Annotated in this window: 13 protein-coding genes; 3 read left to right on the forward strand and 10 right to left on the reverse strand. The window is 74.2% G+C overall.

Annotated elements, in window-relative coordinates:
- Positions 1-154 precede the first annotated feature (154 nt).
- Both CG736_RS10460 and CG736_RS10465 read left to right on the forward strand, forming a co-directional pair.
- The gene (locus CG736_RS10460) at positions 155-1,402 is read left to right on the forward strand and encodes a cytochrome P450 (RefSeq protein ID WP_100585896.1); all 1,248 of its coding nucleotides are present in this window, start codon (positions 155-157) and stop codon (positions 1,400-1,402) included.
- 161 nt (positions 1,403-1,563) lie between these two features.
- Complete coding sequence (locus CG736_RS10465) at positions 1,564-2,718, forward strand: PP2C family protein-serine/threonine phosphatase (protein ID WP_100585897.1); 1,155 nt, start codon at positions 1,564-1,566, stop codon at positions 2,716-2,718.
- A gap of 18 nt (positions 2,719-2,736) precedes the next feature.
- On the opposite strand, the gene CG736_RS10470 is transcribed toward CG736_RS10465, so the two are convergent.
- From CG736_RS10470 to CG736_RS10495, 6 genes are all read right to left on the reverse strand, one after another.
- On the reverse strand, positions 2,737-3,645 hold the full coding sequence (locus CG736_RS10470) for an ABC transporter substrate-binding protein (protein ID WP_100585898.1): 909 nt from the start codon (positions 3,643-3,645) through the stop codon (positions 2,737-2,739).
- Between the two features lie 280 nt (positions 3,646-3,925).
- Positions 3,926-4,504, reverse strand: a complete 579-nt coding sequence (locus CG736_RS10475) for a hypothetical protein (RefSeq protein ID WP_157815505.1) — start codon at positions 4,502-4,504, stop codon at positions 3,926-3,928.
- Between the two features lie 5 nt (positions 4,505-4,509).
- Complete coding sequence (locus CG736_RS10480) at positions 4,510-5,019, reverse strand: hypothetical protein (RefSeq protein ID WP_100585900.1); 510 nt, start codon at positions 5,017-5,019, stop codon at positions 4,510-4,512.
- Positions 5,016-6,770 (reverse strand): alpha/beta hydrolase, encoded by a 1,755-nt coding sequence (locus tag CG736_RS10485; protein WP_100585901.1) that lies wholly within the window; start codon positions 6,768-6,770, stop codon positions 5,016-5,018. Before CG736_RS10485 ends, CG736_RS10480 begins: the two co-directional genes overlap by 4 nt.
- Positions 6,771-6,772: 2 nt before the next feature.
- Positions 6,773-7,105 carry a type VII secretion target gene (locus tag CG736_RS10490; protein ID WP_157815506.1) on the reverse strand — a complete coding sequence of 111 codons (333 nt, stop codon included), beginning with the start codon at positions 7,103-7,105 and terminating at the stop codon, positions 6,773-6,775.
- A 176-nt stretch (positions 7,106-7,281) separates the two neighbouring features.
- Positions 7,282-8,856 (reverse strand): MFS transporter, encoded by a 1,575-nt coding sequence (locus tag CG736_RS10495; protein ID WP_232733908.1) that lies wholly within the window; start codon positions 8,854-8,856, stop codon positions 7,282-7,284.
- A 139-nt stretch (positions 8,857-8,995) separates the two neighbouring features.
- Here CG736_RS10495 and CG736_RS10500 point away from each other — a divergent pair, with 139 nt between their 5' ends.
- A complete protein-coding gene (locus CG736_RS10500) occupies positions 8,996-9,685 on the forward strand; it encodes a TetR/AcrR family transcriptional regulator C-terminal domain-containing protein (protein WP_100585903.1) in 690 nt (229 codons plus the stop codon).
- Positions 9,686-9,895: 210 nt separating this feature from the next.
- On the opposite strand, the gene CG736_RS10505 is transcribed toward CG736_RS10500, so the two are convergent.
- The 4 genes from CG736_RS10505 to dacB form a co-directional block, all read right to left on the reverse strand.
- Positions 9,896-11,347 carry an aminotransferase class V-fold PLP-dependent enzyme gene (locus tag CG736_RS10505; protein ID WP_100585904.1) on the reverse strand — a complete coding sequence of 484 codons (1,452 nt, stop codon included), beginning with the start codon at positions 11,345-11,347 and terminating at the stop codon, positions 9,896-9,898.
- Entirely contained in the window at positions 11,344-12,696 is a 1,353-nt protein-coding gene (locus tag CG736_RS10510; RefSeq protein ID WP_100585905.1) for an MFS transporter, read from the reverse strand. The genes CG736_RS10505 and CG736_RS10510 overlap by 4 nt, the downstream gene beginning before the upstream one ends.
- Positions 12,693-13,295 (reverse strand): TetR/AcrR family transcriptional regulator, encoded by a 603-nt coding sequence (locus tag CG736_RS10515; protein WP_100585906.1) that lies wholly within the window; start codon positions 13,293-13,295, stop codon positions 12,693-12,695. The genes CG736_RS10510 and CG736_RS10515 overlap by 4 nt, the downstream gene beginning before the upstream one ends.
- Before the next feature lie 121 nt (positions 13,296-13,416).
- Entirely contained in the window at positions 13,417-14,997 is a 1,581-nt protein-coding gene (gene dacB / locus CG736_RS10520) for a D-alanyl-D-alanine carboxypeptidase/D-alanyl-D-alanine-endopeptidase (protein ID WP_157815507.1), read from the reverse strand.
- Positions 14,998-15,131: the final 134 nt, after the last annotated feature.

Raw genomic sequence — 15,131 nt, forward strand, 5'->3', positions numbered from 1 at the left:
GGCCGCCCGGCCCGGCCCGCCGACCGCCGCCGCCCACCCGTCAGCCGACCGCTCGCCGCCCGCCCGTCCGGTCCGGCCCGCCGGGAACCCCGGTGCGCCGTCCGGCCGTTCCCGCTCCGAACGAATGGACACGACTGCTGCTTGGGGGAGTTGCATGGACATCGCCACGATCGTCAACGGGCTGCTGGGCCCGGAGGGCCGCCGCGAGCCGTACCCGCTGTACGAGGAACTGCGCGCACTCGGGCCCGTCGTGCAGACCGACGAGTACATGGTGATGGTCACCGGCCACGAGGAGGCCGACGAGGTCCTGCGGACCCCCGCCTTCGGGGTCATCGACCCGGAGCTGGCCACCCGGTTCGAGCCGGACCACCTCGAACACCCGGGCCAGACCCTGTTGGGCGATTCGATCCTGCAGCGCAACGCGCCCGACCACGGCCGGATGCGCTCGCTGATCTCCTCGGTGTTCACCCCGCGCCGGGTCGCGGCCCTGGAGCCCGCCGTCACCGCCGCCGTCGACGCGCTGCTCGACGAGCTCGCCGAGCACGGCGACGGCCCGGTGGACTTCCTGGACGCCTTCGCGTTCCGGCTGCCGATCGGCGTGATCTGCGAACTGCTCGGCGTGCCCGAGCAGGACCGGCACCTGTTCCGCCCGCTGGCCGCCGACCTCACCGTGACGCTGGAGGCGCTGGTCGAGGACGACGAACTGGTCGCCGCCGACCGTGCCGCCGGGGAACTCTCGCAGTACTTCGCCGAGCTGGCCGCCCTCCGGCGCGCCGACCCGAAGGACGACCTGGTCAGCGCGCTGGTCGCGACCGCCGACGCCGACCCGCAGCGACTGTCCGACATCGAGCTGCTGGCCAACCTGGCACTGCTGCTGGTGGCCGGCTTCGAGACCACCGGCAACCTGCTCGGCAACGCCCTCGCCCTGCTGCTCGGGCACCCCGACACCGCCGCGCGGCTGCGCGAGGGCGCCCTCGACCCGGCCGCCCTGGTGGACGAGGTGCTGCGGTTCGACTCGCCCGTCCAGCTCACCTCCCGGATCGCGCTCACCGACGGCCTCACGGTCGGCGGCATGCCCGTCCCCCTGCACACCGGCGTGCTGCTGCTGATCGGCGCCGCCAACCGCGACCCGCGGCGCTACACCGACCCCGGGCGGTTCGACCCGGACCGCGCCGCCGGCCGGCCGCTCAGCTTCGGCGGCGGCCCGCACTACTGCCTCGGCGCGCAGCTCGCCCGGCTGGAGGCCACCGCCGCGCTGCCCGCGCTGCTGCGCCGCTTCCCGGACCTGGCCGCCGCCGGCCCGGCCGACCGGCGGGAGCGGCTGGTGCTGCGCGGCTACCGCACCCTGCCCGTCACCCTCACCGGCCGAGCCGCTGAGCCGTCGAGCCGCCGAGACTCGTGAACCCGGAGTGACACAGGTCACCGAACTGGTTGAAATATGATCGAATCGGGTCCAAGGGCCCAACTCGTCGGGACTTTGGTAAGGGGTGGCCCCGACCGACGGCACGGGACGATTGAAAGCGACATCGCACCCGGATCCGGACGCCCGCCGAGGAGGTCAGCATGCCCGCGCCCACCGCCGCTCCCGTTCGCGTCGCCCCCGGCGAGGCGGCCCCCGGCCAGCACGGCCGTCAGGCCACCGCCCGGTGGGAGGCCGCCATGGCGGAGGCGCTGCGCACCCCGACCTGGGTGCGCGTCCTGCCGATCCTGCTGCTGGTCGCCGACCTGGTGCTGGAGGAGTCCGTCCCCCGGTCCGTCGCCGCGGGCTTCCTGCTGACCGTGCTGCCGGTGGTCGTCGCGTTCAGCGCCGGCCCCGCCGTGGTGGCCGGCGCCACCGCGCTCACCGTCGGCCTCCAGGCGCTGCTCGCCCTGCGGGCCGGGCACCTTTACGAGCAGCACCACCTGTGGACGTACCTGGGCACCGTGCTGGCCGGTGTGATGGGCGCGGGGTTGGCCCGGCAGCGCCGCTGCCAGGCCCGCGACCTGGTCCGGATGCGGGCCGTCGCCGACACCCTCCAGCACACCGTGCTGCACCCCGTCCCCGCCCGGGTCGGGGGGCTGCGCGCCGCCGGGCTGTACCGGCCCGCGGAGGCCGACGTCGGCATCGGCGGCGACCTGTACGACGTGTGCGAGACCCGGTACGGCACCCGGATCCTGCTGGGCGACGTGCGCGGCAAGGGCCTGGAGGCGGTGCGCACCGTCGCCGACGTGGTCGGCGCGTTCCGGATCGCCGCCCACGAGACCGCCGACCTCGGCGAACTCGCCGCCCAGCTCGACCGCCAGGTGGGGCGGGCGGCCGAGGACCGCGGCGACGGCGAGCTGTTCGTCACCGCCGTGCTGGTCCAGCACGACCGTTTCACCGGCCGGTTCGAGCTGGTCAACCGCGGTCACCTGGACCCGCTGGTGGTCGGCCCCGGCACGGTCGCCGCCGTCCGCTGCGCCGAGGACCTTCCGCTCGGCCTCGGCCACCTCGCCGCCGGTCCGGCCGCGGCGCCCACCGCCGTGTCGCTGCCGGCCGGGCACAGCCTGCTGCTGCACACCGACGGCGTCACCGAGGCCCGGGACGGCGACGGCGAGTTCTACCCGCTGGCCGCCCGGCTCGGCACGCTGCCCATCACCGACCCGGACACCCTGGTCGCCTTCCTCGCCCAGGACGTCCGCCGCCACGCTGGCGCCCTCACCGACGACGTCGCCGTGCTGGCCCTGCGCGCGCACTGACCCGGGCGAAGGCCCCGATCAGGTCGAGCCGTTGATCACCGAGTTCTGGATCGCCCCGACCGCCAGGTCGTGGTCGGCCAGCACCTGGTCGTAGGTGCCGTCGGTGATCAGCCGGTTCATCGCCCGCATCAGCACGTCGCGCAGCGCCGCGTCCTCCTTGCGCACCGCGATGCCGAACGGCCGGGGCTGGATCTGCGGGCCGCCCATCTGGAAGGCGTTGCCGTTGTCCACGGTCTGCGCCGCGTACTTGGCCTTCGGGTAGTCGGTGACGAACGCGTCCGCCTGGCCCTTCAGCTTCTCCAGCGCCGCGGTGTCGGTGTCGGTCTGCACCACCTTCAGCGGCTTCGACTCGTGCTCGCAGACCTTCACCTGGCGCTGCACCAGGTCGTCGTGGGTGGTGCCCTTCTTGACCACCACGGTGTGCCCGCACAGCTGGTCGATGTCGGCGATGTTCTGCGGGTTGCCCTTGTCGACGGCGATGCCGATGCCCGCCATGAAGTAGTCGACGAAGTCCACGCCCGGACCGGTCTGCTTGCCGTCCTTGTCCAGGCCCTCCTCGCGCTCGCGGGTGTCGGTGATGCCGGACATCGCGATGTCGTACTGGCGGCTCATCAGGCCCGGCAGCACGTTCGCGAACGGTCCGGCGTCCTGGAGCTCCATCCGGATGCCGAGCGCCGCGCCCAGCTTGTCCACCAGGTGCGGGTCGAGGCCGTCCGGCTCGTTGCGGTCGTTGCGGTACACCACCGGCGCCGCGGTGAACGAGGTGCCGACCTTCAGCACCCCCGCCTTGCGCACCGCCTCCGGCAGCAGCGCGTGCAGGTCCACCTTCTTCTCGGCGGAGCCGCCGGTGCCGCAGCCGCCCAGCAGCAGCGCCCCGCCGATGACGGCGACGAGCGCGGTGCGCCCCCGCCCGGTCGTGTGTGCCATGGTCGTCGTCTCTCCCCGTGGTCAACGGCGGAACACACGACGGCCCGGAGCTGCGGACGGCATGGCGGCATGGCCGACGAACGGCAATGGCAATACCGAGGGAACCCCTCGGCCGGCCGCCGTTCCGGCTAAATCATGGGCGACTATAGCCAGCATGGCCACGCCAGCCCTAGAGCCCCCCGGCAATTGCCGCCCACGTCACCTGCACTGACGTCCGATCAGACCCGGTCCGGCCCGGTTCGTCCAGGTCGGAGGCCGGACGGGCCCGTCGGGACGGACGTCAGGACCACCCCGGGTCGGTGAACCGCGGCAGGGTGTCGGGGCCCCCGTCGGGGCCGGTCGGCAGCGGGCTCGGGGCAGGCCCGAACGGCTCGGTGGCGCCCGGGTCCTTCACCCGCGCGGTGGCCGCGACCGTCACGTTGCCGGGCACGCCGACGGTGACGGTCACGCCCGTCCCGTCCGAGGTGCGCGCGCCCGCCGCGAAGGCGGAGCTCTCGGTCAGCGTCCAGCCGCGGCCGGTCCAGTACGCCCGGACCTGCTCCAGCAGCCGGGGCCGGTTGGCCTCGGAGACCTTCGTCAGCACGTACCGACGGAGCGTCAACTGCGCGGTGCCGTCGTTGTCCCGGCGGGCGTTCTCGTGCGGCACCGCACGGAAGGCGTCGTCGGCGAACCGCACCGCGGGCGTCAGCGCCGAGGTGGTGCCGTCCACCAGCTCCTGGAGCCGTCCCCGGGCCAGGTCCGCGGCCTGCGCCGAACCGCCGCCCGCGGCCGCGCCGGAGGAGCCGCAGCCCGCCAGCACCGGCCCCAGCAGCAGCGCCGCGACGGCGCCCGCCACCCGCAGCCTCGTCCGACCGCTCATCGGCGTCACACCGACCAGAACGGGTCGTGCCGGCGCGGCATGGTGTCCATCACGCCGTCCGGCCCCAGCGGGACGGTGGAGTCGCCGCCGAACGGGTACGAGGTGCCGCTCGGCGGCACGTCCTGCACCCGCGCCAGCAGCGTCGCGTTGCCCGGGATGCCGATCCTCAACTCGACCGTCCCGAGCGATGATTCGGCCCGCAGCAGCGGCAGCACCGGATCGTTCTCGCCGCTCAGCTGCCAGCCGCGGGCCCGCCAGGCCCGGCCCAGCTGGGCGAGCAGCTCCGGGTAGCGGTCCGCCGACAGCCGGGTCATCAGGTAGCGCCGCTTCTCCAGGTGCGCGGTGCCGTCCGGCTCCCGGGTGTACGGGTGCTCGTGCTCCACCGCCACGTACGGGCCGTCCGCCCAGTCGGCGGGCGGGTTCAGCGCCGCCGGGGCGGAGTCCAGCAGCTCGTCCACCGCCGCCTTCGCGGCCAGCAGCGCGGCCGACGGGTGGGGTGCCGCGAAGTCGTTCATCGCCGGTCCTGTCCGATCACCCGGTCACCGTGACCGGAGACGATCATGCCCATGTTGCGCAGCGAGTGGCCGTCCCGGCCGTCGCCCTGATTCCAGTAGTCCGAGTGCGACTGGAAGCCCAGCGGGCCGTCCGCCACGTCGAAACGGCGCGCGCCGAACTCGGAACTCGCCGGGTCCTGCCCGAACCAGAGCTCGTGCGGATCACCGTGCCCCGCGATCTTGTCACCGATGAAGCCGCCGAGCACCGCGCCCGGCACGCCGCCGACCAGACCGCCGATGCCCGCGCCGATGCCGATGCCCTTCGCCTCGGCGTGGCTCGGCAGGTGCGAGACCGGGTCGTGCTCGGCCGCGCCCACCCACACGTGCGAGCCGTCCACGCCCAGCTGCCCGGCCTTCTGCGCGCCGGTGCCGGGCGAGCCGACCAGGATGATGTCGTCCGCCGGTATGCCGCCCGGCCGCTGCGCCGCCTGCCCGACGGTGAACGAGCCGTAGCTGTGGCCGAGCGCCGTCAGGTGCGCCGGTTGGCCCTCGTGCGAGGCCCGCAGGCCCTGCAGGAAGCCCTGGTAGGCCTCGCCGCCCTGCTTGGCCCGCTCGTCGCCGGCCACCGCCAGCGCGTCCGGGCTGATCCCCTTGGCCTGCGGGGCGTCGTAGCCCAGCCAGGCGATCGAGGCGGTGGACCGGCTCGGGTCGATGTCGTGCGCGGACTGCCACAGGTCGCGGGCCCGGTTGGCGTCGCCGCCGCCCATGTTCTTGATCTCGGTGTTCAGGCCCGGCACGTACGCCACCACGTCGTCCGCGGTGTCCGGGTTGCCGTACGCGAGCGCGGCCCGGCCCTGGCCCTGGTCGCCGATCACCAGCAGGTAGGCGGGCGGCTGCTTGCCCTGGTCGTCCTTCAGCCGGCCCTGGATGGAACGGAAGCCCTCCAGCTTCTTCTGGTCCCACTCCGACAGGTTCTGACGGGACGACAGGTCGTTCACCAGCTGGTCGAGCCGGATCCGGTTGGCCTGGTCGCGGGCCGGGGTGGGGATGCCGTTGCGGTTGCCGATCTCGCCCGGGTGCCGGCTGATCAGCCGCTGCTGTTCGTCCGCCGGCAGCGCCTTCCACCAGGAGTTCACCTCGGTCGGCGAGGCGTTCTGGTCCGGCATGCCCGCCAGGACCAGGTCCTCACTGCCGGTGAACGCGCGCAGCAGCGTGCTGTTCAGCCGCATCGCGGCGGTGCCCGGGTCGAGGCCGGCGCCGGTGCGGGCGTCGGTGGTGTACTGGCGCAGCCGCTCCGCCGTCACCTGGTCGGCGTGCGCGGCCTTGGACAGCGCCTCGCCGATCCGGTCGCGCAGGTCGGTGCCCTGCCGGGCGCGGTCCGGCGCGTCCGGGTCGTGCCGTTCGGCGGCGCTCGGCGGCGGCCAGGAGATCCCGCCGTCGTCGGAGACCTGGTAGCCGCCGGCCTGCGCCTCCTGCAGGGCCCGGCGCAGGTCCGCCTGGGCCAGCACGAACGCCTCCGCGCCCTCCCGCAGGACGGGCGCGATCCGGGCCAGCTCCAGCTGCGCGGCGGCCAGTTTGCCGGTGGTCCGGGACAGTGACTGCCGGGCGCCGTCGGCCGCGTTGCCGGTCCACCCGGAGTTCCGCACCCGGTCGTCCACCCCGGCGCGCCACTGCCGGCCGTCGTCGGCGACGGCCTCGGCGAGCGCCTGGTACGCGTCGGCGGCGCCGAACAGCCGCTGCGGGTCCGCGTCGCGGAGCGTGGGGACGTCCATGGTCACCGCCCGCCGGCCGTGGCGACGGCGTTGCCCGCGGCCTGCTCGGCGCTGCGGTAGTTGGCCGCGGTCTGCCGGAGCTTCTCGCCCTGCTGGTCCATCTCCGCGGACAGCCGGTCCAGCATCGACTTCCACGCGGTGGTGCAGGCGTCCAGCTCACTGCCCGTCAGCCAGCCGCGCAGCCCGCCCTCCGCGCTGTCGGACGGACCCAGCACCCGCCCGGCCGCGTCCGGGACCCGCTCCGCGACGATCCTCGCGGTCTGCCCCGCCCCGTCCAGCTCGTCCGGATCCACCTGGAACCCGCCGCCACTGCCGCCTGGGCCCACGTCGCGCACGCCATCCCCCAACACCGGTGTCGGTCCGACCACTTGAGCGGGTCATGCTAGCGAAACCCGGCCGCCGAACCCAGGGCCGTTCACCACATCCCCGCATACCGTTCGTCACCCTACTTGGTGCGTACTTTGACGATGCTTTACCTGAACGGGTGAACGGTCGTCCCGGACTGCGGCCGTCACTCGGCCGAGTGGTTGACGGTCCGTCGCCGCGCCGACCCGCCGACCGGGGCCGGTTCGGCGACCGGTCGCCGGACGGCCGGGCGGTGGAGCAGGACGGCGACCAGGACGGCGGTGGCGGCGAGGGCCGCGGAGCCGCAGCGCAGGGCCAGGTGGAGGGCGTCGACGAAGGCGGTGTCGACGGCGGCCCGGACGGGGGCGGGGGTGGGCGCCGCGGCGGGGCCGGCGCCGTGGCCGGTGAGGGCGGACACCGCGCGGGAGACGTGGTCGACGGGCAGGCCGAGCCGCGGCAGGGCGGTGGTGAGCGAGTCGGTCAGGCGGTTGGTGAGGACGGCGCCGAGGACCGCGATGCCGAGCACGCCGCCGAGTTCGCGCAGCGTGTTGATGGTCGCCGAGGCCATGCCGGTCTGCGCGGGGGCGACCCGTTGGAGCACCGCGATCGACACCGGCGTGAACGTCAGGCCCATGCCGAAGCCCAGCACCACCAGCGTCCACACGTACGACCAGTAGTGCGCGTGCCCGCCGTACAGCGACAGCCCGCCGAGGCCGGCCGCGCACAGCGCGATGCCCAGCACCAGCGGCAGGCGGGCTCCGTGACGGGAGGTCAGCCGGCCGGACAGCGGCGCGGCCAGCATGATCACGGCCGTCATCGGCAGGCCGGCGTACCCGGCGTCGGTCGGGGCCCAGCGCATCACGCCCTGCAGCATCAACGGCAGGAAGAACAGTGCGCCGAACATCCCGAAACTGACCGTCAGTCCGCTCAGCAGCGCCCCGGCGAGCACCCGGTCGCGGAACAGCCGCAGCTCCAGCATCGGCTCCGCGACCCGCAGTTCGACCAGCACGAAGACGGTGAGCAGCACGACCGCGGCCGCCCCGCAGGCCAGTACGACCGGGTCGGCCCAGCCCCGGCCCGGGCCCTCGATCAGGCCGTAGACCAGCGCGCCCAGGCCGGCGGCGGACAGCGCGAGCCCGCCGAGGTCGATCCGGCGCTCGCGCGGCGCGATCACCGGCAGCACCCGGTACGCGAGCACCATGGCCAGCAGCCCGACCGGGACGTTGATCCAGAACACGCTGGCCCAGCCGAACGCGTCCACCATCGGACCGCCGATCACCGGACCGATCGACAGGCCGAGCGCCGAGACCCCCGACCACAGGCCGATCGCCCGGGCCCGCTCCTTCTCGTCGGTGAACACCTGCCGCAGGATCGCCAGGCTGCCCGGCGTCAGCAGGGCCGCACCCACGCCCTGCAGCATCCGCGCGGCGACCAGCACCCCGATGTCGCCGGCCAGCGCGGCGGCCGCCGAGCCGAGCGTGAACAGCGCCAGCCCGAACCGGAACACCCTGGTCCGGCCGTACCGGTCGCCGAGCGTGCCGCCGGTGAGCAGCAGCGCTGCGTACACCAGGCTGTAGCCCTCGGCGACCCACTGCAGGCCGCTGATGCCCGCGTCCAGGTCCCGGCCGATCCGGGGCAGGGCGATGTTGACGATGACGTTGTCCAGCATCGCCATGAACATCGTGACGCAGAGCGTGCCGAGCGCCTGCCACTTGTGGCGCGCGCTGATCGAACCTTCCACCGGGACCGTCCCCCTCCGGGCGTGTCGAGATAGCCCCTAACGGTGTTAGGGGTCGCTGGTGCGCACCCAGGATGGCCCTAACGGTGTTAGATTGCAAGCGCGATCAGTGCCCCGGACCACCCACCCTGAGGAACCCCGCATGGCCGAGACCACCCCCGACGCCGCTGCGTCCGACACCCCCGGGCAGGCCCTCACCCGGCAGGCCCTGACCGCCGCCGCCCTGCGCATCCTCGAACGCGACGGCCTGGCCGGCCTGTCCATGCGCAAGGTCGCCGCCGAGGTCGGCGTCAAAGCCGCCTCGCTCTACTGGCACGTCCGCAATAAGGAAGAGCTGCTCGACCTGCTCAGCGACGCACTCGTCGCCGACGCGGAACTCCCGCCCCGCGAAGGCAGCTGGCGCGACCAGTTCCTCGAATACGGCCGCCGCCACCGCGCCCTGCTGCTCGCCCGCCGCGACGCCGCCAAGGTCGTCGCCGGCCGCCTCGCCCCGGGCCCGCACATCCTCGCCGTCCTGGAGGACCAGCTCGACCGCCTGCGCGCCGCGGGCTTCAGCGACGCCGACGCCGCGATGGCCTCCTACCTGCTCTCCGCGTACGTCCAGGGCTTCGTCCTCCAGGAGCAGTCCCCGCTCTCCGCCGCCGAGGCCGCCGGCGCGACCCGCGGCGATGCCGCCCGCGCGGCCGGCGAGACCTTCCGCACCCTCCCCGCCGAGACCTACCCCAACCTGGTCGCCCTCGCCGACGACCTCACCGACCCCGACATGGAGACCCGCTTCGAATTCGGCCTCCAACGCCTCGCGGACGGCCTGGCGGCGCTGCTTCCCGCGTAGCGGCGGGCGGGCCCGAAACCGAGGGCGCTGGGGGTAGCCGCAGGCGAAGCCGAAGGGGCGGAACTGCGCGACAAGCGCACGTCACGTCCGCAAGGTCGCGATCACGTGCAGGTCATTGTCCTGCGTCGCGATCTTGCAGTTGGGTGCGTTCCCCTTCGCGCAGTTCCCCGCGCCCCTGTTCTCGCGCCCGCCTGCGTTTGCGCCCTCCCGTCAGTTCTGCTCCAGGTACGGGCTGTACAGCGCCGAGAGGAACCGCGTCGCCAGCTGGTCGCGCAGCTCCGGAGGCAGGGCGTCGAGGAGCCGGTTGACGCCGGCCATGCGGGCGGGGCCGAAGCCGGCGGCAGGCAGGAGCGCGGCGAGCGTCGCGTCGTCGAGGTCGGTGAGGTCGAACTGGTCGAGGAGGGCGAGCAGTTCGGTCGGCGGGGCGACGGGCCCGCGGGCGCGGACGGCCGCGACCGCTTCGCGGAGGGCGTCGAGCAGCCCGTCCACGCCGAGTTCGCTGACGCCGGTGAGGGTGAGGTGCAGGCTGGCGGGCAGGCCGGCCACGCTCAACTGGGGTTGCAGGAAGAACCCGCGGGCGCGGGTCTCGTCGGCCAGCTCCCACAGGTCGAGGGCGGCGTCGTCCGTGCCGAGCGCGACCAGCGTCGCGTCCGGCGAGCCGAGCACCCGGAGCCCGTCGATCGCGTCGACGCCCGCGATCAGTCGGCGGGTCGCGGTGAGTGCGGCGCGCCCCAACTCCCGGTAGCCGTCCGCCCCGAGGACTTGCAGGGTGGCCCAGGCGGCGGCCAGCGGGCCGGCGCCCTTGCTGCTCTGCACGGTCGAGTTGACCACCGGGTATCCGGGCCACTGTGCGCAGGCGAAGTACGCGGCGAGCCGCATCGGCCGGTCCCGGAACAGCAGGACGGAGGCCCCCTTGGGGGCGTACCCGAACTTGTGCAGGTCGCAGGAGAGCGAGGTCACTCCGGGCACCGACAGGTCGAACTCGGGGACGGCGGCGCCCGCTTCGGCGAGCCACGGCAGCAGCCAGCCGCCGACGCAGGCGTCCACGTGGCAGGGCAGTCCGCGTCCGGCCGCGTCGGCGGCCATCTCGGTGACCGGGTCGACCACCCCGTGCGCGTACGAGGGCGCGGAGGCCACCACCAGCACGGTGTTCGAAGTGCAGGCGGCGGCCATCGCCGCCGGCACCGCCCGGAACGTCCCGGGGTCGACCGGCACCGCCACCACCTTGACCTTCAGGTAGCGTCCGGCCTTGAAGAAGGCGGCGTGCGCGGTGGCGGGGACGACGATCTCCGGCTCGGCGATCTCGGGGCGGCAGTCCCGCGCGGCCTTCACGGCGAGCAGGATCGATTCGGTGCCGCCGCTGGTGAAGATCCCCGGTGTGCCGTCGTCCCCGCCGAGCCGGGTGGCGACCGCGCCGACCACCTGGCGTTCCAGCGCGACGATGCTCGGGAAGGCCGTCGGGTCGAGGCCGTTGACGTCCAGCATGGCGAGGTACGCGCGCTCCGCGGCCTCCCGGACGTCGGGCCGTCCCGCGTCGTAGGTGTAGGCGGTGGTGCGCCCGCCGCGGGTGGGCAGGTCGTGGGCGGTCATCGCCCGCAGCTCGTCGGGCAACTCCTCGGCGGGGCGGCCGAATTGCGGCAGCCCGGGGTGGGCGGTGGTCATGATTCGGCTCCAAGGGGGGAGTGGGCGGCGTTCGGCACGGCCGAGCGGCGCCGGCCGTACGCGCGCAGGGCGGGCAGCGAGAGCAGCATCAGGGCGGCGGGCACCAGGCTGAAGCCGAGCAGCACCCCGGCCCGGGCGGCGCCGGTCTGCGCGACGGGGTGGTCGGTGGTCGAGGAGACGAATCCGGCGGCGGCCAGCGCCAGCGAGAACAGCCCGGGGCCGGCGGCCAGTCCGGCGGTCTCCCCGGCGGTCCACAGCCCGGTGAACGCCCCCGACTGGAGGCGGCCGGTGCGCGCCGCGTCCGCGTGCACGGTGTCGGGCAGCAGCGAGAGCGGCAGCACCTGCAGGGCCGCGTACGCGACGCCCAGCAGGGCGCACAGGACCAGCACCGGCCCGACCCGGGCACCGCTGTGCGCCGCGGGCCAGAGCGCGGCGGAGGCGACGGTGAACAGACCGGTCGCGGCGGTCAGGCAGCGCAGCCGGCCCCAGCGGGCGGCGGCCCGGCCCCACAGCGGGACGGCGACGGCGCTCGGCGCGACCAGGCAGACGAACAGCACCGAGGTCAGCCCGTACCCGCCGAGCCAGTAGGTGGCGACGTACGGCGCGGCCGCCAGCATGATCGCCACCGCGGCGGCCTGCAGCACGAACGCGCCGAGCAGCGCGAAGAACGCCCGGTTGCCGCGTGCGGTGCGCAGCGCCGCCGGCAGCCCGAGCGGCTCCGCCCCGGGCCGGGCCGGCACCGTGCGGGCGCCGAGGGTCGGGACCAGCAGCGTCACCAGCAGCAGCGCGGCGACCGCCACGGCCATCACGGCGTAGCCGCCGCGCCCGCCGCCGGCCAGCGAGACCAGGGCCGGGGCGAGGCCGCCCGCGACCAGGATGCCGATGGTCAGGCAGACGATCCGCCACACCGTGATCCGGGTGCGGACCCGCGGCTGCTCCGACATCTCGGCGGGCAGCGCCACGTACGGGACCTGGAACAGCGCGAACGCGCTGGAGGCGAGGACGAAGGTGACGGCGACCCAGGCGGCGGCGCCGGAGCCGGTGAGCGGGGAGAGGAACATCGCGGCGAACGCGACCGGCAGGGCGAGCGTGCCGGCCAGCAGGATCCGGGTGCGGCGCCCGGTGCGCAGCGCCTCGCGGTCGCTGGCCGCGCCGACCAGCGGGTTGAACAGCGCGTCCCAGGCCTTCGGCAGGGCGACCACCAGACCGGCCAGGCCGGCCGGGACGCCCAGCGCGTCGGTCATGAAGTAGAGCAGCAGCAGGCCGGGGACGGTGGAGTGGATGCCGGTGCCGATCGAGCCCACCGCGTACCGGGCGAGCTCCCGCCGCGACACTTCGCGGCCCGTCACCGCACGCCGCCGTCCAGGCCGAGTTCGCGCTGCACCAGGGCCCGCAGGTGGGTGCGGAAGCGCGGTACCTGTGCGCGGATCACCGAGCGGCAGAACCCGTGCGTGGTCCACAGCACCGTCCACACCGCGAGTTCGGCCCGGTCGGACGTCAACTGCGGCAGGGCGGCGACGAGTTCACGCCGGACGGTCTCCAACAGTGGCTGGGCGTACCGCTCCTCCAGGTCGGCGAACTCGGCGGCGTCGGCCATCCAGCGGCGCATCCACAGGGCGGGGACGTGCGGCTGTTCCAGGCAGAAGTCCAGGTACCGGTCGGCGAATTCGGCCGCCGCCCGGGCCGGATCGTCCGGGGCGGTCCGGGCGAACTCCGCCAACGCCGCGTCGACGGCGGCGCGTTCGGCCTCGTGGGCCCGCCGCATCACCTCGCGGTACAGGTCGGCCTTGGTGCCCACGTGGTAGGCGACGGTGGCGACGTTCAGTCCGGCCGCGCCGGCGATCGTCCGGGTGGTGGTGCCGTCGTAGCCGTGTTCGGCGAACAGGTCGGTGGCGACCGCGAGGATCCGTTCCCGGCTCGCCTCGGCCGCCGTCCGGTGCTGGCTCATGGTGGGGGAGCGTACGCGCGCCCTCCGGCGTCGATCAAGCGCTTGATGGAGAGAGATTTCGAGCGTCCGCGAACGGCAACGGGCCCCGCCGCAGTGCGGCGGGGCCCGTTCTGGCGAGGCGTCAGCAGTGCGACAGGGTCTCGCAGTCCTCCCAGCGGGTGCCGGTGTACTCGTCACCGGAACCGCCGGGCGCGACCAGCTTGTTGGACTTCAGCTGGGCCGTGACGGCGGGGCCGGCGGCGAGCCGGACGGCTATCGCGTCGACCACGGGGCGCGGGCTGGTGCCGGCGTAGTTGTTGACCATCACGACGAACAGCAGCTTGCGGCCGTCGGGCGCGGTCGCGTAGCCCATCAGGTTGTCGACGCCGCCCATCGAACCGCTCTTGGCGTGCACGTTGTTCTCGGCCTTGGTGCCGCGCATCCGGGCGGCCAGGGTGCCGCCGACCATCCGCTCCGGGTTGCCCGCCACCGGCAGCGCGTTGTACCAGGCGTCGAACCACGGCTTGGTCTGCGCGAGCTTCAGCAGGTCCGCCATCTTCGCGGGGGTGGTCAGGTCGTAGCGGGACAGGCCGGAGCCGTCCACCTGACGGGTGGTCGGGCCGGTGATGCCGTTCGCCTTCAGGAAGGCGTTGACCTGGTTGATGCCGGTCGCCCAGTCGCCGCGGCCGCCCTTGACCTTGCCGATCTCCTTGGTCAGGTGCTCGGCGATGCCGTTGTTGCTGACCTTCAGCATCGGGACGATCAGCTCGGACAGGGTCTTCGACTGGTGCGAGGCCAGCGCCTGCGAGGTCTCGGAGCCGGCGGCCGGCTGCACTCCGCGCACCACCCGCACGCCGTGCCGGGCCAGCGCGCCCGCGAACACCTTCCCGGTGTACGTGCTGGGGTCGTCGACCGTCAGCCAGGAGGTCTGCGGCGCGGCGCCGGCCGCGATGCTGCCGGACAGTGCGACGTCGTTGCCGCCCCGGCGCCGGTCCACGCCCACGCTCGACCCGCTGCCGGCCGCGCCGGTGGCGACGGTGCCGACGAACTTCATCGGCGCCTCGGCCGGGTTCAGCGTCACCTTGGCGGCCTCGCCGGCCGCACCCGGGGTGACCGTCACCTGGACGGTGTCCATCAGGTACTCGGGGTCGTTGGCGACGGTCAGCCCGGAGATCTGCGGGTTGTACGAGTACGGCTCGTCCTCCCAGGCCCAGCCCGGGCCGAACGGCGTCGAGTCGTACCGGGTGCCGTCGGCCAGCACCCGGCCGGTGACGGTGGTGACGCCGGTCGCCGCGACCTTCGCGGCCAGGTCGTCGAGGTCCTGCACCAGCAGGCTGGGGTCGCCGCCGCCGCGCAGCACCAGGTCGCCGACCAGGGTGTCGCCGTAGGTGTTGCCGGTGGTGCGGACCTCGGTGGTGAACCGGTAGTCCGCGCCGAGCAGGTCGAGCGCCGCGGTCGAGGTCACGGTCTTCAGGGTGGACGCCGGGGTGAACAGCGACTGCGGCTGCCGGGCGAACAGCACCTCGCCGGTGGTGGCGTCCAGCACCTCGACGCCGGCCTGGGCGCTGGCCAGCCGCGGGTCGGCGAGCAGGGTGTTCAGATCGGCGGTCAGCGTGGCGTCGGCCGGCTTCGGGTCGTCGGCCTGCGCCGAGACGGCGAGCAGGGAGGCGGCGAGGACCGCGGCTGCCAGCGGCAGACTGCGGCGGTACGGACGTGCGGGCACGGATTGCTCCAAGGTGCGGATCGACCGGGGAACGTGCGTCACCCACGCCCCCGTTTTGTCCGGTACATTACCATCTGATGGGAAATCAGATGATCTTTACGCCTGGCTCCTCGGGCTCCCCGGACCGGACTCCG

The sequence above is a fragment of the Kitasatospora sp. CB02891 genome (assembly GCF_002803145.1).
Classification (GTDB): domain Bacteria; phylum Actinomycetota; class Actinomycetes; order Streptomycetales; family Streptomycetaceae; genus Kitasatospora; species Kitasatospora griseola.

Excerpts from the sequence above, each read along its gene's own strand:
- CG736_RS10485 (WP_100585901.1), bottom strand. The coding sequence starts at position 6,770 with ATGGACGTCCCCACGCTCCGCGACGCGGACCCGCAGCGGCTGTTCGGC.
- CG736_RS10475 (WP_157815505.1), bottom strand. The coding sequence starts at position 4,504 with ATGAGCGGTCGGACGAGGCTGCGGGTGGCGGGCGCCGTCGCGGCGCTG.
- CG736_RS10480 (WP_100585900.1), bottom strand. The coding sequence starts at position 5,019 with ATGAACGACTTCGCGGCACCCCACCCGTCGGCCGCGCTGCTGGCCGCG.
- CG736_RS10505 (WP_100585904.1), bottom strand. The coding sequence starts at position 11,347 with ATGACCACCGCCCACCCCGGGCTGCCGCAATTCGGCCGCCCCGCCGAG.
- CG736_RS10515 (WP_100585906.1), bottom strand. The coding sequence starts at position 13,295 with ATGAGCCAGCACCGGACGGCGGCCGAGGCGAGCCGGGAACGGATCCTC.
- CG736_RS10470 (WP_100585898.1), bottom strand. The coding sequence starts at position 3,645 with ATGGCACACACGACCGGGCGGGGGCGCACCGCGCTCGTCGCCGTCATC.
- CG736_RS10460 (WP_100585896.1), top strand. The coding sequence starts at position 155 with ATGGACATCGCCACGATCGTCAACGGGCTGCTGGGCCCGGAGGGCCGC.
- CG736_RS10500 (WP_100585903.1), top strand. The coding sequence starts at position 8,996 with ATGGCCGAGACCACCCCCGACGCCGCTGCGTCCGACACCCCCGGGCAG.
- CG736_RS10465 (WP_100585897.1), top strand. The coding sequence starts at position 1,564 with ATGCCCGCGCCCACCGCCGCTCCCGTTCGCGTCGCCCCCGGCGAGGCG.